Origin of the sequence: Serratia sp. JSRIV004 (genome assembly GCF_019968705.1) — a bacterium.
Classification (GTDB): Bacteria; Pseudomonadota; Gammaproteobacteria; order Enterobacterales; family Enterobacteriaceae; genus Chania; species Chania fonticola_B.
Map to the genome: position 1 here is coordinate 1,681,787 of NZ_CP074140.1, position 15,385 is coordinate 1,697,171.

Genomic DNA, 15,385 nt, shown 5'->3' on the forward strand with positions numbered 1-15,385 from the left:
TTAATTTGCAGTTGTGAACGGATTATCCCAGCTTTTGCTGTGCCCAGGCCAAGCCACTTTGATACTCGGCTGGCAGCAGCGGTGCTAATGCCTGCAACGCCTGTTGCAAAGAGGCCGCATCGGGATCGTTGAGATTCAGGTGACCCACCTTACGTCCCTCACGCACCTCTTTCTCATACCAGTGCAAATGCACCAGCGGCAGGGCTAACCATTGCTGATTCACCGCCGTGCCGATCAGATTGACCATCACCGAAGGCGTATTCACCACTGGCTTAGGCAGCGGCAGCCCCAAGATAGCCCGCAAATGCAGCTCAAACTGGCTGATGGAAGCGCCGTTCTGCGTCCAGTGGCCACTGTTGTGGACACGCGGAGCCAGTTCGTTGATCAACAGGCTGTCACCGACGATAAAGCACTCCATCGCCATTATACCCACGTAGTTCAACTCATCGAGGATCGCAGCCAACATCTGCTCGGCCTGCTGTTGCAACGCCGGGTTAGGCTGTGGCAGCGCCACGCTGGTACGCAGAATGCCTTCTTCGTGCAGGTTGTGGGTCAGCGGATAGAAAACCGATTGGCCATCGTGACCACGGGCACCCACCAACGACACTTCGCCAGAGAAATTAATCCCCTGCTCGACGATGCATTCACCATAGTTATCCGCCGGTAACTCAGCCTCTTGGCCCGGGCGCAAACGCCACTGGCCGCGGCCGTCGTAACCACCCACGCGGCGTTTAACGATCGCCAACTCACCCAAGGTGGCAAACACCTGGGGCCATTCGCCAGCATTTGCCAGCAATTGCCAAGGCGCGGTAGCGAGATGAAGTTGATCGAGCAGTTGCTTCTGCGTCAGGCGATCGGCCAGACGCGGGAAGATATCGCGGTTGACGAAGTTATTGTGTGTCGCCAGCTCGCGGGTCAGGGCGGTTTCTGGCCAGCGTTCGATCTCTGCGGTGATCACCGCGTTTTGATAGGGCACCGCTTCCGGCTCGGCATCCAGACCGACAGGATAAACCGCAATGCCCAACGGCTCACCGGCCTGGCGCAGCATACGCCCTAACTGGCCGTTACCCAGTACGCAAACCGGCTTCATGCATCCTCCCGTGGGTCTGGATGGTTCAGCACCTCGTCGGTCTGTGCCTGACGCCACTGTGCCAACCGCTGTGCCAGCCCGGCATCGTGCAGCGCCAGGATTTGTGCTGCCAGCAACCCGGCGTTGGCCGCACCGGCTTTGCCGATGGCGAGCGTACCCACCGGAATGCCGCGTGGCATCTGCACGATGGAATACAGGCTATCGACACCGCTCAATGCAGCGCTTTGCACCGGCACACCCAGCACCGGAACCAGCGTTTTGGCCGCCAACATGCCTGGCAGATGCGCAGCACCACCGGCACCGGCGATGATCACGTCAAAACCCATGGCCTTGGCATGTTCGGCAAAGCTGAACAGCTTGTCCGGCGTGCGGTGGGCGGAGACAACTTCGACATGGAACGGGACATTCAGCGTGGTCAGAACTTCGGCCGCGGACTGCATAGTGGCCCAGTCACTTTTTGAACCCATTACGATTGCGATTTTAACCCCAGCGTTGGCGGCTGAAGTAGCGGTGGCTCCCATGAGTGCATGGCTCCTGTGATGTGGACAAACGTCGGCTGGCAGGCCGTATGAGGGCGTAGAGCATATCATGGGTACAGGGAGAGGAAAACGGTTGCGTCGACGGTTTTTACCATCAAAAGCTGGAAAACGGCCTAGAAGGGGAACTCGATAAGTTCCACGGCATCTGCCGTGACTTTAATCATTGAGCCTTGTGTATGCCAGGCTCCCAACACCGCGCGATGGGCTTTACCGTTTGGTAATGCCAGCGGATGGACTGCTGGGCGATGAGTGTGGCCGTGGATCATCCAGTGGACGTTGTGGCGCAACATGGCCTGCTCAACGGCCTGCGGGTTGACGTCCATAATCGCGGTGGATTTGTATTGGTTGCTTTGTTGGCTGCGAGCACGCATTTTAGCGGCGATCTTCAAGCGCCAGCGCAGGGGGAGAGCCAGAAAAGCACGTTGGATCCAGGTGTTATGAACTTTCTTGCGGAATTCTTGATAGGCCTGATCGTCGGTGCACAGGGTATCACCGTGCAGGATCAGGATCTTGCGGCCATACAGCTCGACGACTTGCTCTTCCGGTAGCAGGATCATGCCGCTCTGCCTGGCAAAGCGCTTACCCAACAGGAAATCGCGGTTGCCGTGAATGAAGTAGCAGGGCACTCCGGCCTGGTGCAACGCCTTGAGTGCGGCGGCAATTTCGCGATGTAACGGCTCGGGGTCGTCATCGCCAATCCAGGCTTCAAACAGATCGCCCAAGATATATAACGCATCGGCGTGAACGGCTTCACGCTGCAAAAAACGCAGAAAACCGGCAGTAATTGCCGGTTCCTGTACGCATAGATGCAGGTCTGCGATGAACAGCGTGCTCATGCAGCCGCGATTACTCGCTGACGGTAACGCTGGTGATCACGACATCTTCAACCGGTACATCCTGGTGCATGCCGCTGCGGCCAGTTTTTACCGCTTTGATCTTCTCGACCACGTCCATGCCTTCTGCCACTTCGGCAAATACGCAGTAACCCCAACCCTGGGAGTTTTCAGCACGGAAGTTCAGGAAGTCGTTATCTACCACGTTGATGAAGAACTGGGCGGTGGCAGAGTGTGGATCGTTGGTACGAGCCATTGCCAGGGTGCCACGGGTGTTTTTCAGGCCGTTGTTAGCTTCGTTCTTGATGGTTGCTTTGGTGTCTTTCTGACGCATACCAGGTTCAAAACCACCACCCTGAACCATAAAGCCGTTGATGACACGGTGGAAGATGGTGTTGTTGTAGAAGCCTTCACGGCAGTAGTTCAGGAAGTTTTCAACGGTAACCGGTGCCTTGTCAGCAAAGGTCTTGATAACGATATCGCCGTGATTGGTGTGGAAAGTAACCATAGTTTTAGTCCTAGCAAGATGAAATGAGCTGTCACATAGGAAGGCGTGTGAGCAATCAGACCGACTTTATAACATATCTCAATTAATCAGTCAGCAGTGGCTAGGGTGGCAGTTTCGCGGCAGAAATACACGTGTTGTTATCTTAGTCTGGATCAGGTTAATTCCGATCCCACGCAATTTTCTGCCGATCAATTCAGCAATCCTTGGGCTTGACCTTGCAATAGAACAGCCTTCGGGTTTCAATATGCGGATATGTTTGTTATCACGCACACCACGGACAGCCCTGATGCTAAAGATATTTAATACCCTGAGTCGTCAAAAAGAGGAATTTAAGCCCATTCATGCCGGTAAAGTCGGTATGTACGTGTGCGGGGTAACCATTTATGACCTGTGTCATATCGGCCACGGGCGTACCTTTGTTGCTTTCGACGTGGTAGCGCGCTACCTGCGTTACCTCGGCTATTCGCTGAACTACGTGCGTAACGTGACCGACGTGGACGATAAAATCATCCGTCGTGCGGCAGAAAACGGTGAAACCTGCGATCAACTGACCACGCGTATGCTGGCAGAGATGCACGCCGATTTTGATTCGCTGCTGATCGAACGCCCGGATCAGGAGCCGCGAGCCACCCATCATATCGAAGAAATCATCGAGATCACCCAACGCCTGTTGGCACGCGATCATGCCTATGTGGCCAGCAACGGCGACGTGATGTTCTCCATCGATAGCGATCCACAATATGGCCTGCTTTCCCGTCAGGATCTGGAGCAACTGCAAGCCGGTGCGCGCGTGGAAATCGACGATGTAAAACGCAACCCGATGGACTTCGTGCTGTGGAAGATGTCCAAGCCGGGCGAACCAAGCTGGGAATCACCTTGGGGTCCAGGCCGTCCTGGCTGGCATATTGAATGCTCGGCCATGAACTGCAAACAGCTAGGCACCCATTTTGACATTCACGGCGGTGGTTCCGATCTGATGTTCCCGCACCACGAGAACGAGATTGCTCAATCCAGCTGCGCACACGATGGCCCGTACGTCAATTACTGGATGCACTCCGGGATGGTGATGATTGATAAAGAGAAGATGTCGAAGTCGTTGGACAACTTCTTTACCATCCGTGACGTGCTGGGCTACTACGACGCCGAAACCGTGCGTTACTTCCTGATGTCTGGCCACTACCGCAGCCAACTGAACTATAGCGAAGAGAATCTCAAGCAGGCTCGCGCTTCGCTGGAGCGTTTATATACCGCGCTGCGTGGCACCGACGCTAATGCCAAACCTGCTGGCGGTGAAGCCTTTGAAGCGCGCTTCCGTGAAGCCATGGACGACGACTTCAACACCCCGGAAGCCTATTCCGCGTTGTTCGACCTGGCGCGTGAAGTAAACCGTCTGAAGAGCGAAGACATGGCGGCGGCGAATGGGTTGGCGGCAGAGCTGCGTAAGCTTGCCAAGGTCTTAGGCCTGCTGCAACAGGAACCAGAACAGTTCCTGCAAGGTGGAGCGCAAGCGGACGACTCGGAAGTGGCAGAGATTGAAGCGTTGATCAAACAGCGTAACGACGCGCGTGCCGCCAAAGACTGGGCGCTGGCAGATGCCGCTCGCGATCGGTTGAACGAGATGAATATCGTGCTGGAAGATGGCCCGCAGGGGACTAGCTGGCGTCGTAAGTAAATAGTAATCAGACTAAGGACCCACTTTTTTACAAGTGGGTCCTTGCTACTAGGATCTCTCCTTTGGTTTACCCATCAAATCTCATTTTCGCCAAGCGGGTGGCTTAAAAACACCCCTGCATAAATCGTTATAGCTAATCAGTTTTTTTGAACTTATTGTGCAAAATTATGCGTTGTGATTATTTTGTGGGAATACTAGTATCTTTAATCTTTATAAGAACGGCACATAACGGATATGTTGGATGAGCTATTGTTTAGGAATGTGCTCAAATTAAATATATTACATGGAGTTAATTATGAACTTAAAAAATATTATATTTACAGCCGCCTTTTTTACATTTTTACCCCTTGGATTACATGCTCAGGAAAATAAATCTTCAGTTGATTTATCAAAATTTAGATTTAGCTATGAAGAGATGCATGAAATCGCCAATGATAAATTGCTGTCACATCGTATCTTTTATGAGAAACCGTCAGAAGGTCCTGATGCAGCCTGGTTCGATGCAGTTAAACAGGGAAATTTGTCAGAGGTAAAAAGAATGGTGGCGGCCGGGCAGAATCTGGAAGCGAAGGATGAAGCCTCCCTGGGACAGACCGCTTTAGGATGGGCTGCCTTTATTGGTTATTTGGATATGGTTAAGTATCTTACCGAACAGGGTGCTGATATTCGAGCAACGGATAGGGCTGATGTTTATCATTCGGTCAAATCAGCCGTCATGGGGAAAAACGCGGAGGTTGTAAAATATCTTCATGAGCGCTTAAAGGGTGATGTCGACTGGGATGCTGTCGAGCAAGATGGTGAAACTTTATTTATGGTCGCCGCAGTGGATGGAAGACTTGAGGTGGTAAAATACATTCTGCAGTTTAACCCGGATATAAATGTGGTGGCGAAGAACGAAAATCCAAAAATTGACGCCAGTCCTCTCAGTGGTGCCTGTGAAAATGGGTTTACTGATGTTGCTAATCTGTTGATATCCAAAGGTGCCATCAATCATAAAACCGGTAAATCCAGCTGTGAGTAAGGATTATAGGTAATAGATTTCCAACTGCGGCCAATCTCGCCGCAGTTGGAAAATACCTCTCCTTGGCACGGCCCATTCTTACAGGTAAGGTGGCAAACATGGCTTCCTTCAGGCTTGAGTTTCATTGACCAGTCGCTGATTGATGTAATCAATGGCTTGCTGCGGATCCATTATCTTGTTCACCACGTTGGTCACGCCCTGGCCGATAATGATCTCCGCATGGCGCAGGTTGAACAACTCGCCCTGTAAACCCCGAGATTCACGGATGCCGGTACTAGGATTATCCCGTAGCAGGTTGAACCACGGATAGAGATGCAGGATGCGCTGATTCTGATAGATGCTGCGGTGGGCACTGTTACCGCCCAAAAGCACCAGATGCTCGGTAATTTCAGCCGAATACAGCCAACGGAAGAACTGTTCTACCTGCGCCTTCTTATCACTGAAACGAGACATGCCTAACGAGCCACCGCCCATCTGCGGGATGTTGCCCGGAACTGGCGCGTAACCTATTGCCGGTGATAGAGGGCTGTGGGCGACGTCGTTGAACAGATTCATATACATGATCAGCATCGCCACTTGGCCTTGCTCAAACTGGGCCACCGCAGCGTTCCACCATTCACTGTTGAGATTGGTGGTGACGGTAAGCTGTTGCTGATATTGCCGCAACGCTTCGATGGCTGATGTTGCCTCCAGTTGCACCGGTTTGTCTTGGTGCACTAGCCGCCCACCTAATGCGTAATAGCGCAGCAGAAACTCGGTAGCAATTAACCCGGAACTACCGAGAGTCGTTGATGAACCTATCGGACGCTGCGGGTTACCGGGTTGATGAGTTGCCGTGAAAAAGGCCGTAATGTCATCAAATTCGTCGAAACTGGTCGGGATCTTCAGTTCCTTGCCGGATTTCTCATAGAACATGCGTTTGACCGTGGGGTCTTCGAACAGATCGCGGCGATAGAACAGCAACTGGGTGCTGGCATCAAACGGCAACGCATAGGCTTTGCCGTCAATCTGGCTGAAATGATGGCCAATTTCTTCCGAGAAGTTATCCAGTAGTCCTGTTAGCGCTGGGGAAATTTCTGCCAACGGCGTGAGGGCCTTTTCTGCAAACCAGGGGAGGCAGGCCATATCGATACGCAGCAAATCGTAATAAGGATGCAGATGCAGATTCGAGAGGATCTCAAACACTTCATCATAAGGATAAACCGCGAGATTCACCTTGATACCGGTCTGGCGATAGAAATGCGGCAACAGTTTTTTCAGCGCATCGGTGGAGGGGCTAGGCAAGATCAGCATATTCAGCGTTTCAACCTGCTCAGAAACGGCGGGCATGGGTTGAACGTTGAGAGCAAAGCCGCGGCTATCCAGTATCTGCTCATCGGCCAGTGTCACTAATCCGCAGATATAACGGGCGATTTCCAGACCCAGCCGGGCGTAATCCATCTGATAGTGGTACTGATTGGCTACTACGGCGGGTTCGTTATCGCTGAGTTGCCAGATCGGCGGGCAGGGGACCGCGCTCCCCAGATAGGCCGCCTGCGTCAGGCAACGGGCTTTATCGCTGTCTTGAGCAATCAGTACCTGTGGCGGCTGGCCAGCAAAAAAAGCGAAAGCGGCGGTGTGACATTCACTGGCCGGTGATGGCACGACAGTGAGCTGGGTCGATGGGCTTAACTGTGCCAGCGTAGCTTTCAATGCCTCGACAAAACACTGGCCGTTGGTATAGGCGAGTGGCTCACAAAGCACGCCAACGTGTGCGGGCTGAGCGCGGGCGATCTCGCTGGCAATGGCTTGGCCAGCCAGGCAAAAGTTCAGGTTGAATGTGGCCTTGGCCTGCGCTGGATGGCGATAGACAAACAGGATCTGATCCGCTGGCAGCCGCAGTGTCTGATAATAGCTTTCGCTGTCGGCAAGGCAGGAGACCGTAACGATGGTTTGGTAGGATTTTGCGGCCAGCGTCTGCAAGATATCTCTTTCGGCAGAGGGCAGATCGTTAGTGACGTAAAGATCCAGATCGCCTGGGAAAGAAGATCGTAACGATTGCTGAAGCCCGCGGTAGAGCTGGTGATACTGCTCACTGTTGATATCGGGCAGGATCAGCGCAACGCCACTGCTTTTGCTGGCGCGTAGCGACTGCGCTTGGGCATTAATTTGATAACCCATTTGCTGGGCGGCCTGTTTGACCGCCTCGATCTTTTCAACGCTGACATTGCCGCGCCCGTTGAGCACGTTGGAAGCGGTGCCATGAGATACCCCCGCCAGCTTCGCTATATCCTTGATAGTTGCCATTTTCCCACCGCTTTGAGCCGCCTGTTTTGATGCTAACACCGGCATGAGCGCTCCGCTATCTCGATTTCTATCCAAGCATGAAATTTGGATCGTTCCATAATTAAGTGACTGTTATTTGTACTTAATTAAACCGATGTCACTAAATTGATGAAAAACGTAATAATGACCAAATGTTATTTTTAGTGAATTGATTTTGCTGAATATTAAATTAAATTTTTGAAGCCGATCACCAATATGCATTGCAGTGTTAACCGTTTTTTGGCCTCGGGATTATTATTGACACGTTCCAAAATCACCTTCATGGTTCACCTTAACGAAGGCGATAGGAACGATAGGTCAGTAATGTACTGAATAAAAAGGATAAAAAATGAAAATACATTTCCTGGGATCGGCTGCCTCTGAAGGGATCCCTAATCCGTTTTGCCGCTGTGAACATTGCCAACAGGCCCGTTTTCTCAAGGGGAAAGATCTGCGTACCCACTCTTCGGCGATTATTGATGATGTGATGTTGATCGACGTCGCCCCGGAGTTCAGCCAACAGCTGTTGCGTGATGGGCTGGACGCGAGTGGCTTCACCGACCTGCTGTTTACCCATACACATCCAGATCACTTCAACGTCGGTGAGCTGTTTAGCCGCATGGAGGGCTACGGCTTCGATATCGACCATCCATTGGAGATTTTTGGTAACGACCGGGCGATCAACGGTTGTGCTGCGGTATTACCGGGTTACAGCAAACAGCGTTTTGGTTTCCACTGCCTGGTGCCTTTTGTCACCGTAGAAAGCCATGGCTACAAGATCACACCGCTGCTGGCTAACCATGCCAAGTGGGAGCTGTGCTACGTGTATGTGATCGAAAAAGACGGCCAGACGATTTTTTATGGTCATGATTCTGGCTGGTTCCCTGAACTCACCTGGCAGTGGCTACAGGGCAAAGCGTTGGATTTGGTGGTGCTGGAATGCACCTACGGTTTCAACGGCGACGATCGCACTGACAATCATATGAGCCTGGAAACCGTGTTTGCCGCCCAAGAGAAGCTGCGTGCGATGGAGTGCCTGCATTCAGACAGCCAGATCGTGGTGTCACATATTTCTCACAGCGGCAAGTTGCTGCATGAGGAACTGGTGGCGGCCTGTCGTGATAAAAACATCACCGTTGCGTATGACGGCCTGACCGTTAACGTGGCATAGGGGGAGATCTCATGGACTTTAACAAGACTCCTCGCCTGCTGATCATGATGTTTGTGCAGTATTTCATGCAGGGTGCCTGGAATATGACGATGGGCCTGGTGCTGAGTACCTACGGTATGGCGGCCATTATCGGTTCATCCTATGCGCTGCTGGGGTTGGCAACGATACTCTCGCCGCTGTTTATCGGCATGGTTGCAGATCGCTTCTTTGCTTCTCAGAAAGTCATGGCGATCCTGCACCTGATCAACGCCGGGGTGATCCTGTGTGTACCGCAGTTTATCGAGGCGCAGGACACTACCATGACGTTGGTGATGATCTTCCTGGTCGGGTTGCTGTTCTATCCGACTACCGCGCTGGCCAACAGCATCAGCTTTAGCCATATCAACGGCGTGAAGTACTTCCCGGTGATCCGCGTGTTTGGCACCTTCGGCTTTATGGCGATAGGTTTCATCATCGGGCAGATGGGATATTCCGGCGATACCATGACCTGGTACATTGCTTCGGCCGCTGGGGTAGGGTTGGGGCTGTACTGCTTTACCTTGCCGGATACACCGCCGAAGGCCAAGGGCAGCACCTTCACCCTGCGCGATCTGCTGTGCCTGGATGCGCTGTCGTTATTTAAAGATCGTAACTTCTCCATTCTGATGCTGAGCATCTTTGTGTTGATGATCCCCAAAACCGCCTATTCCGCTTATATACCTGTGTTCCTGAAAGCGCTCGGGTTTGATAACGCCGCCTCCATGATGCAGGTAGGGATCGCCTGTGAAGTGGTGTTTATGTTCCTGCTTTCGTTCTTCCTACTGAAAGCGGGCTTCAAGGTGACGTTGATGATGGGCGCGGTGTGCTGGATCATCCGCTCGGTGCTGTTCTCTCAGGCGGCGCTTGACGCCAACATGACGTTTGTCCTCATTGGCCTGATGCTGCAAGGTTTCTGCTGGGACTTCTTCTTTACGGTAGGGGACATCTATGTCGACCGTAAAGCACGGCCCGAAATCAAAGCTCAGGCCCAGAGTCTGCGCTTTATCGTCTCCAATGGTTTTGGTTTGTTGTTCGCGTCCACCATTTGCGGCCAGATCTTCAACAGCACCGTGACTGAGCAGGGCCCGCAGGCATTACCGCAGTGGGAAAGCTTCTGGCTGTTCTCGGCGATTATCGCCGCCGTTGTCTCGGTGTTCTTCTTTATTTTCTTTAAGGACGATCTTTCTAAACAGAAAACGCCGGCGGCAATGAAGCCTGCGCAGCAATAGGAAGCAACATGGACAGCTGGTTATCGGTGCTGGGCGGGTTGGGGCCGCTCCATCTGGCGACGGTAGGCAAAATAGTCGCGGCGTTTGTTCTGGGGGGCGTGATTGGCCTGGAACGTGAATCCAAGGGCAAGCCCGTTGGGTTTAAAACCTGTGTGATTATTGCCGTCGCCAGCTGCGTATTAACGGTGGTGTCGATTCAGTCTGCGGAGTATTACGCCGAGATATCCGTCAATATTCGCAGCGATCCCATGCGGTTGGCCGCACAGATTATCAGTGGGGTGGGCTTCCTGGGTGCTGGGGTGATCTTGCACCGCCGTGATGACGCCATTTCCGGTCTGACGACCGCCGCGATCGTTTGGGCATCGGCGGGAGTGGGGATTGCCTGCGGAGCCAGTTTTTATTTGCACGCAATCTTGGCTACTGCACTGTTTTTACTGGCGATAAAAATCAGCCCCTATATTTTCCTGCTGCAATCGAGGGATCACTATCTGGGGAAGGTCAAAGTACGGCTGATACTCGATGAGCAGGCAGGGCTAGCCAGCTTGATGGCCCAGCTCAATCAGCAAAGAAACCTGATTGATGCAATGACGATACGTGACGTCAAAAAGCACAAGATTGAAGTTAACTTTAAGCTAACGGTAAGGAAAAGGACGACCCTGGACGAACTGTATGGCACGTTGCGTGCTATGCAACACGTGTGCTTCGTTGCATTGGAGCATTAACAGGTTTGAGTAGATCAAAAATGCCGGGTAGCTTAGCCAACCCGGCATTTTTTTCCTGGCGCTTGAACAATCAGGCTTTAACCGTGACGTTCATGCCTTTGTAGCTGACCTTCTGGCCATCAACGATCTTGCAGCGCTTACGCGTTTCGACCTGACCGTTTACTTTGACCTGCCCTTCGGCGATCACTTCTTTCGCGGCACCGCCGCTGTCACACCAGCCCTGGAACTTCAGCAGATCGCACAGTTCGACATGAGGGTGACCTTCCAGATTGAAAATTTCCATACTGCCTTAACTTAGTTAGGTTGAACGTCGTGAAATTCCTCGCAGGCTTGCAAGGTATTTTGGATCAGTGTAGCAACGGTCATGGGGCCGACGCCACCTGGGACCGGAGTAATGAAGGCCGCACGTTCGCTTGCGGCTTCGAAGTCTACGTCGCCGACTACTTTACCACTTTCCAGGCGGTTGATGCCGACATCGATCACGATCGCACCCGGTTTGATCCAATCACCTGGAATAAACCCAGGTTTGCCCACGGCCACGATCAGCAGATCGGCATTTTCTACATGGTGGCGCAGGTTTTTGGTAAAGCGGTGCGTGACGGTGGTGGTACAGCCCGCCAGCAGCAGCTCCATGCTCATCGGGCGGCCAACGATGTTGGAGGCACCCACTACCACGGCATTCAGGCCATAGGTATCGATGTTATAGCGTTCCAACAGGGTGACAATACCGCGTGGGGTGCAAGGGCGCAGTTTAGGCGCACGCTGGCACAGGCGGCCGACGTTGTAAGGGTGGAAACCGTCCACGTCTTTATCCGGGCTGATGCGCTCCAGTACCTTCACGTTATCAATGCCCGCAGGCAGAGGGAGTTGCACCAGAATGCCGTCAATTTCTTTATCGGCGTTTAATTTGTCGATCAGCGCCAGCAGTTCAGGCTCGGTGGTGGAGGCGGGCAGATCGTAAGAGCGGGAGATAAAGCCCACTTCCTCACAGGCCTTGCGCTTGCTGGCGACATAAATCTGCGAAGCCGGATTCTCACCAACCAGTACCACCGCCAGGCCCGGCGCACGCTTGCCAGCTGCCAGACGTTGTTTCACTTGCTCAGCCACTTCGTTTCTAACCTGCTGCGCAATCGTTTTGCCATCAATAATCTTTGCTGCCATCAGTGAGGAAATCCATCATTTAAGAAAAGCGGGGGATGGCGCTATTTTGGCAGAAGAGAGGCGCGCTGTCAGGCTTTCGATCGGGTTAATGCAGAGAATAAGCACACGATTGCGTCGCGGTTTAGACATTTTTTACACCAACGGAATGATCCTCTACGCTTTTTTTACCCACAGTCTTTTAGGCTTTACCCATTGCCCCTAGTGTTTGGGGCCTATGGAGGCAGGATCATGCAGACGATTACTCGGCTCTATCCATTGCATCAACCTGGTGGAAATCCACCAGATGAACAGCGGCATATTGGTGAAACGGTGTTTGATTCCTCACTGCATCCGACGCAGGTGGCGTTGTTGCAGGCATTACATCGGCTTTGTAAGCCGAAAGAGGGCCGTCCTTCCTGGAGCCAGCGCATGGCGCAGTGCTACAAAAGGGGCCGCCAATGATGCGTAGCGCTCTTTTACTGTTGGCATTGCTGCTTGCTACGCCACTTTGCCTGGCATCGATGAATGTCTTGCCAGCCAGTGAGTTGCCGAGGGCAATGCTGGCGCGGACCTGTAATGTGCTAAACGTTCCGCAGGCCGATTGGGGGGATATTAACGCCGTGGTGCGATCGGCTCGTGCCTGCTTGTCGCAAAAAGCAGGGCAGGGGCCAAACCCACGCCCACGCTTATTGGCACCGGCGGCTGAACCACAAGCGGTTGATGAGAAGGTATTGTGGCAGGGGATTAGCGTAGCCAGATCATCGCGTTAGGGTGACTTATCATAGCTTTTGTGTGCGAAAAATCGCCATAAAACACCTCTGCCGCCGTCACATTGTCAAAAGGCATTGACTCGATAACCTCTGACCGTATAATCCAACTCCGCAACCTCGGTTGCCGCATCCGCATTTCAATGCGCCCTTAGCTCAGTTGGATAGAGCAACGGCCTTCTAAGCCGTAGGTCACAGGTTCGAGCCCTGTAGGGCGTACCATTTTGAATCATAGACTTAAGCATAATTTGTTCCTTCTTGTTTTTCCAGGTGAGACAGATTTGGGACACTAACGCCAAAAATCGCATCAATCTGGCGCGCATGTTCGGTCAAATGACTTGGTGCTAGATGGGCATACCGACGCACCATTTCAATAGACTCCCATCCCCCCATTTCCTGCAGAACAGATAGCGGGACACCGGCCTGAATTAACCAACTCGCCCATGTGTGCCGCAAATCGTGGAAACGGAAGTTTTCTATCCCTGCTCGCTGTAGTGCTAGCCTCCACGCTGTATTTGAGTCAATGCGCATCTTTCTGACAATCGGCGTAGCGGTGCCATCAGATCGCTTTGCTGCCTGGGTATGCACAAACACCCATTTGTTGTGCTTCCCTATTTGGTCACGAAGTACCCGGCAAGCGGTATCGTTGAGAGCGACGCCGATCGCCTTTGATGACTTGCTCTGCTCCGGGTGTATCCACGCCACCCGGCGCTGCATGTCAATCTGTGACCATTCCAGGTCGATGATGTTCGAACGACGAAGCCCAGTGGAAAGCGCGAACTTAACAACGGACTTCAACGGTTCGGGACATTCATCAACCAGGCGCTGAGCTTCCACAGGCTCAAGCCACCGCACTCGCTTGTTTCTAACCTGCGGCACCTTTATTACTGGTGCCTTTTCTAACCACTTCCAATCGCGCTCAGCGGCCCTTAACAGAGACTTCATCAAAGCCAGGTGCTTGGCTTTCGTGGATGTCGAAACCTGCTGAATCTTATGCTCAGGAACCTCAAGACCTTTCCTTGCCAAGGCTTCAACTCGCAACTTCCAGTTTTCAGCTGCTCGTCGGTTCGTCATCTTGCTGATCGCCGTGTAGAGCTTTGCCTCAGTTATATCCTTCAGCTTCACTCCCTCGAAATGCAAAAGCCAGAATCCCATCCGGCTCTTATCATCATCCAGCGACTTCTTATCGGCCTTCTCTTCGAGCCAGCGCAAACACGCCTCTTCGAAAGTGACGTCCGGCACCTCCCCCAACTTATCTATTCGCCACAGTTCAGCCTTTCTTCTGTCGTGCAGCTCCTGCGCTTGGCGTTTGTCTTCTGTGCCAAGACTTTCCTTAATGCGCTTGCCGCCTGGTTGCGTGAAACTTGCATACCAGATTTTACCTCTGCGGAAGATGGACATGGTTTATCCTCATGTTTATCAGCCGCGCTCACGGCGACAGTGTGGATCGGATTGTTTATTGCGGCAATGCATGCGTGACGAGTAATGAGATAGGGCGACTTTGGCTTACTGGGGTCTTTGCGGGATGCTGCTAACCGTCCTGAGCGTATCATCTGCGTTAGCGTTGGTCTTGATACACCCAGGAAAGCACACGCCTCCTGCATTGTGAGGCTGTATTTATCCACTATTACCTCTTTATTTCTCTGCGTATACCTCATGACACACACAATTCAACTGCAGCCAGTCTGGTGGCCTTGTTGGCAGCAAGTGTGCAACCTTCAGAGCGTGTTTATCGAGGATTTGCCGGTAGGTGAGTGTATTGCCTGGTTGGCTGAATTCTTTGATGGCTTCTTTGGCCTGGCTACGGATAACGTTGTTTGTGAGTATGTCCACGCCTTACCCCTCCATACCCATCCCCAATATCGCCGCCGCAGCGCACAATAGCGCGATGACTATCACCACCTCCCAATCAACTCTAATCTTCATGCAACCCTCCGATTCTTCAGGCTCCACTGATGGCGCTCGTTATCTTCCCTGCACTCTTTGCAGCAGAAGTTGGTTCCTGGCACTGATGGCTCACCGCAATCGCCATTTAGGCAGATGGGTGATGGTGCAGGCTCGTGCTGCCGAGAGTTCAGCGCTACTTGAATGTTGAATTGCTCAAGCTCAGAAGCTTGGTCTAATTTGTCTGCGTGCATTGTTTGTCTCCTAGGCCTAAGATTTCCAGAACATCACCAGCCTCGCAGCCCGACGTTAGCGTGGCCTTCTTGTCATGCAGAGAAACAACAACCGGAGCAGGCATCACGCCGGTCTTTTTCCACAATCCCTGATGGATAACGCTGCTTAATTCGTCCGTAGAAACACGCCCGGCAGCAAATAATGCGCTGGGTAACTGCACACTGATGATGTTCATAGGGGTACCCCGAAGAGT

General features: G+C 52.6%; 17 protein-coding genes, 1 tRNA gene and 1 pseudogene. 8 read left to right on the forward strand and 11 right to left on the reverse strand.

Features of this window, described 5'->3' with window-relative positions:
- Positions 1-22: 22 nt before the first annotated feature.
- From purK to ppiB, 4 genes are all read right to left on the reverse strand, one after another.
- Positions 23-1,090: a 5-(carboxyamino)imidazole ribonucleotide synthase gene (purK, locus tag KGP21_RS07900; RefSeq protein WP_223537743.1), complete on the reverse strand. Its 1,068-nt coding sequence runs from the start codon at positions 1,088-1,090 to the stop codon at positions 23-25.
- On the reverse strand, positions 1,087-1,611 hold the full coding sequence (gene purE / locus KGP21_RS07905) for a 5-(carboxyamino)imidazole ribonucleotide mutase (protein ID WP_021805417.1): 525 nt from the start codon (positions 1,609-1,611) through the stop codon (positions 1,087-1,089). The genes purK and purE overlap by 4 nt, the downstream gene beginning before the upstream one ends.
- Before the next feature lie 131 nt (positions 1,612-1,742).
- Positions 1,743-2,465, reverse strand: a complete 723-nt coding sequence (gene lpxH / locus KGP21_RS07910; RefSeq protein ID WP_209528419.1) for a UDP-2,3-diacylglucosamine diphosphatase — start codon at positions 2,463-2,465, stop codon at positions 1,743-1,745.
- Between the two features lie 10 nt (positions 2,466-2,475).
- Entirely contained in the window at positions 2,476-2,970 is a 495-nt protein-coding gene (ppiB, locus tag KGP21_RS07915) for a peptidylprolyl isomerase B (protein WP_021180066.1), read from the reverse strand.
- Between the two features lie 286 nt (positions 2,971-3,256).
- On the opposite strand from ppiB, the gene cysS reads away from it, so the two are divergent.
- Both cysS and KGP21_RS07925 read left to right on the forward strand, forming a co-directional pair.
- Positions 3,257-4,642: a cysteine--tRNA ligase gene (gene cysS / locus KGP21_RS07920; RefSeq protein WP_021805415.1), complete on the forward strand. Its 1,386-nt coding sequence runs from the start codon at positions 3,257-3,259 to the stop codon at positions 4,640-4,642.
- 295 nt (positions 4,643-4,937) lie between these two features.
- Positions 4,938-5,663: an ankyrin repeat domain-containing protein gene (locus tag KGP21_RS07925; protein ID WP_223537746.1), complete on the forward strand. Its 726-nt coding sequence runs from the start codon at positions 4,938-4,940 to the stop codon at positions 5,661-5,663.
- Between the two features lie 108 nt (positions 5,664-5,771).
- Here the strand turns inward: KGP21_RS07925 and KGP21_RS07930 are convergent, their stop codons facing one another.
- On the reverse strand, positions 5,772-7,949 hold the full coding sequence (locus KGP21_RS07930; protein ID WP_223537748.1) for an extracellular solute-binding protein: 2,178 nt from the start codon (positions 7,947-7,949) through the stop codon (positions 5,772-5,774).
- A gap of 367 nt (positions 7,950-8,316) precedes the next feature.
- Between KGP21_RS07930 and KGP21_RS07935 the strand changes: the two genes are divergently transcribed.
- From KGP21_RS07935 to KGP21_RS07945, 3 genes are read left to right on the forward strand one after another with little or no spacing between them, the layout of a single operon-like run.
- On the forward strand, positions 8,317-9,138 hold the full coding sequence (locus tag KGP21_RS07935) for an MBL fold metallo-hydrolase (protein ID WP_223499064.1): 822 nt from the start codon (positions 8,317-8,319) through the stop codon (positions 9,136-9,138).
- Positions 9,139-9,149: 11 nt separating this feature from the next.
- Positions 9,150-10,385, forward strand: coding sequence for an MFS transporter (locus KGP21_RS07940; RefSeq protein WP_021180061.1), 1,236 nt, complete (start codon positions 9,150-9,152; stop codon positions 10,383-10,385).
- An 8-nt stretch (positions 10,386-10,393) separates the two neighbouring features.
- The gene (locus KGP21_RS07945; protein WP_094981159.1) at positions 10,394-11,107 is read left to right on the forward strand and encodes an MgtC/SapB family protein; all 714 of its coding nucleotides are present in this window, start codon (positions 10,394-10,396) and stop codon (positions 11,105-11,107) included.
- Positions 11,108-11,177: 70 nt separating this feature from the next.
- On the opposite strand, the gene ybcJ is transcribed toward KGP21_RS07945, so the two are convergent.
- Positions 11,178-11,390, reverse strand: coding sequence for a ribosome-associated protein YbcJ (gene ybcJ / locus KGP21_RS07950; protein ID WP_021180059.1), 213 nt, complete (start codon positions 11,388-11,390; stop codon positions 11,178-11,180).
- Positions 11,391-11,401: 11 nt separating this feature from the next.
- Entirely contained in the window at positions 11,402-12,268 is an 867-nt protein-coding gene (gene folD, locus KGP21_RS07955; protein WP_021805409.1) for a bifunctional methylenetetrahydrofolate dehydrogenase/methenyltetrahydrofolate cyclohydrolase FolD, read from the reverse strand.
- A gap of 228 nt (positions 12,269-12,496) precedes the next feature.
- Between folD and KGP21_RS07960 the strand changes: the two genes are divergently transcribed.
- The 3 genes from KGP21_RS07960 to KGP21_RS07970 all read left to right on the forward strand — a co-directional run bounded on the left by KGP21_RS07960 (position 12,497) and on the right by KGP21_RS07970 (position 13,236).
- Positions 12,497-12,709: a hypothetical protein gene (locus KGP21_RS07960; protein WP_209523136.1), complete on the forward strand. Its 213-nt coding sequence runs from the start codon at positions 12,497-12,499 to the stop codon at positions 12,707-12,709.
- Positions 12,706-13,017 (forward strand): hypothetical protein, encoded by a 312-nt coding sequence (locus tag KGP21_RS07965; RefSeq protein ID WP_209528426.1) that lies wholly within the window; start codon positions 12,706-12,708, stop codon positions 13,015-13,017. The genes KGP21_RS07960 and KGP21_RS07965 overlap by 4 nt, the downstream gene beginning before the upstream one ends.
- 142 nt (positions 13,018-13,159) lie before the next feature.
- Positions 13,160-13,236 (forward strand) — tRNA-Arg (locus KGP21_RS07970).
- A 15-nt stretch (positions 13,237-13,251) separates the two neighbouring features.
- On the opposite strand, the gene KGP21_RS07975 is transcribed toward KGP21_RS07970, so the two are convergent.
- From KGP21_RS07975 to KGP21_RS07990, 4 genes and pseudogenes are all read right to left on the reverse strand, one after another.
- The gene (locus tag KGP21_RS07975; protein WP_223537751.1) at positions 13,252-14,415 is read right to left on the reverse strand and encodes a site-specific integrase; all 1,164 of its coding nucleotides are present in this window, start codon (positions 14,413-14,415) and stop codon (positions 13,252-13,254) included.
- Positions 14,416-14,546: 131 nt separating this feature from the next.
- A pseudogene (locus KGP21_RS29745) lies at positions 14,547-14,672 on the reverse strand (helix-turn-helix domain-containing protein); the annotation flags it as partial.
- A complete protein-coding gene (locus KGP21_RS07985; RefSeq protein ID WP_223537754.1) occupies positions 14,650-14,847 on the reverse strand; it encodes a hypothetical protein in 198 nt (65 codons plus the stop codon). The gene KGP21_RS07985 and the pseudogene KGP21_RS29745, both read right to left, overlap by 23 nt.
- A gap of 286 nt (positions 14,848-15,133) precedes the next feature.
- On the reverse strand, positions 15,134-15,367 hold the full coding sequence (locus tag KGP21_RS07990) for a hypothetical protein (RefSeq protein ID WP_223537757.1): 234 nt from the start codon (positions 15,365-15,367) through the stop codon (positions 15,134-15,136).
- Between the last annotated feature and the right edge of the window lie 18 nt (positions 15,368-15,385).

Excerpts from the sequence above, each read along its gene's own strand:
- purK (WP_223537743.1), bottom strand. The coding sequence starts at position 1,090 with ATGAAGCCGGTTTGCGTACTGGGTAACGGCCAGTTAGGGCGTATGCTG.
- purE (WP_021805417.1), bottom strand. The coding sequence starts at position 1,611 with ATGGGAGCCACCGCTACTTCAGCCGCCAACGCTGGGGTTAAAATCGCA.
- lpxH (WP_209528419.1), bottom strand. The coding sequence starts at position 2,465 with ATGAGCACGCTGTTCATCGCAGACCTGCATCTATGCGTACAGGAACCG.
- ppiB (WP_021180066.1), bottom strand. The coding sequence starts at position 2,970 with ATGGTTACTTTCCACACCAATCACGGCGATATCGTTATCAAGACCTTT.
- cysS (WP_021805415.1), top strand. The coding sequence starts at position 3,257 with ATGCTAAAGATATTTAATACCCTGAGTCGTCAAAAAGAGGAATTTAAG.
- KGP21_RS07925 (WP_223537746.1), top strand. The coding sequence starts at position 4,938 with ATGAACTTAAAAAATATTATATTTACAGCCGCCTTTTTTACATTTTTA.
- KGP21_RS07930 (WP_223537748.1), bottom strand. The coding sequence starts at position 7,949 with ATGGCAACTATCAAGGATATAGCGAAGCTGGCGGGGGTATCTCATGGC.
- KGP21_RS07935 (WP_223499064.1), top strand. The coding sequence starts at position 8,317 with ATGAAAATACATTTCCTGGGATCGGCTGCCTCTGAAGGGATCCCTAAT.
- KGP21_RS07940 (WP_021180061.1), top strand. The coding sequence starts at position 9,150 with ATGGACTTTAACAAGACTCCTCGCCTGCTGATCATGATGTTTGTGCAG.
- KGP21_RS07945 (WP_094981159.1), top strand. The coding sequence starts at position 10,394 with ATGGACAGCTGGTTATCGGTGCTGGGCGGGTTGGGGCCGCTCCATCTG.
- ybcJ (WP_021180059.1), bottom strand. The coding sequence starts at position 11,390 with ATGGAAATTTTCAATCTGGAAGGTCACCCTCATGTCGAACTGTGCGAT.
- folD (WP_021805409.1), bottom strand. The coding sequence starts at position 12,268 with ATGGCAGCAAAGATTATTGATGGCAAAACGATTGCGCAGCAGGTTAGA.
- KGP21_RS07960 (WP_209523136.1), top strand. The coding sequence starts at position 12,497 with ATGCAGACGATTACTCGGCTCTATCCATTGCATCAACCTGGTGGAAAT.
- KGP21_RS07965 (WP_209528426.1), top strand. The coding sequence starts at position 12,706 with ATGATGCGTAGCGCTCTTTTACTGTTGGCATTGCTGCTTGCTACGCCA.
- KGP21_RS07975 (WP_223537751.1), bottom strand. The coding sequence starts at position 14,415 with ATGTCCATCTTCCGCAGAGGTAAAATCTGGTATGCAAGTTTCACGCAA.
- KGP21_RS07990 (WP_223537757.1), bottom strand. The coding sequence starts at position 15,367 with ATGAACATCATCAGTGTGCAGTTACCCAGCGCATTATTTGCTGCCGGG.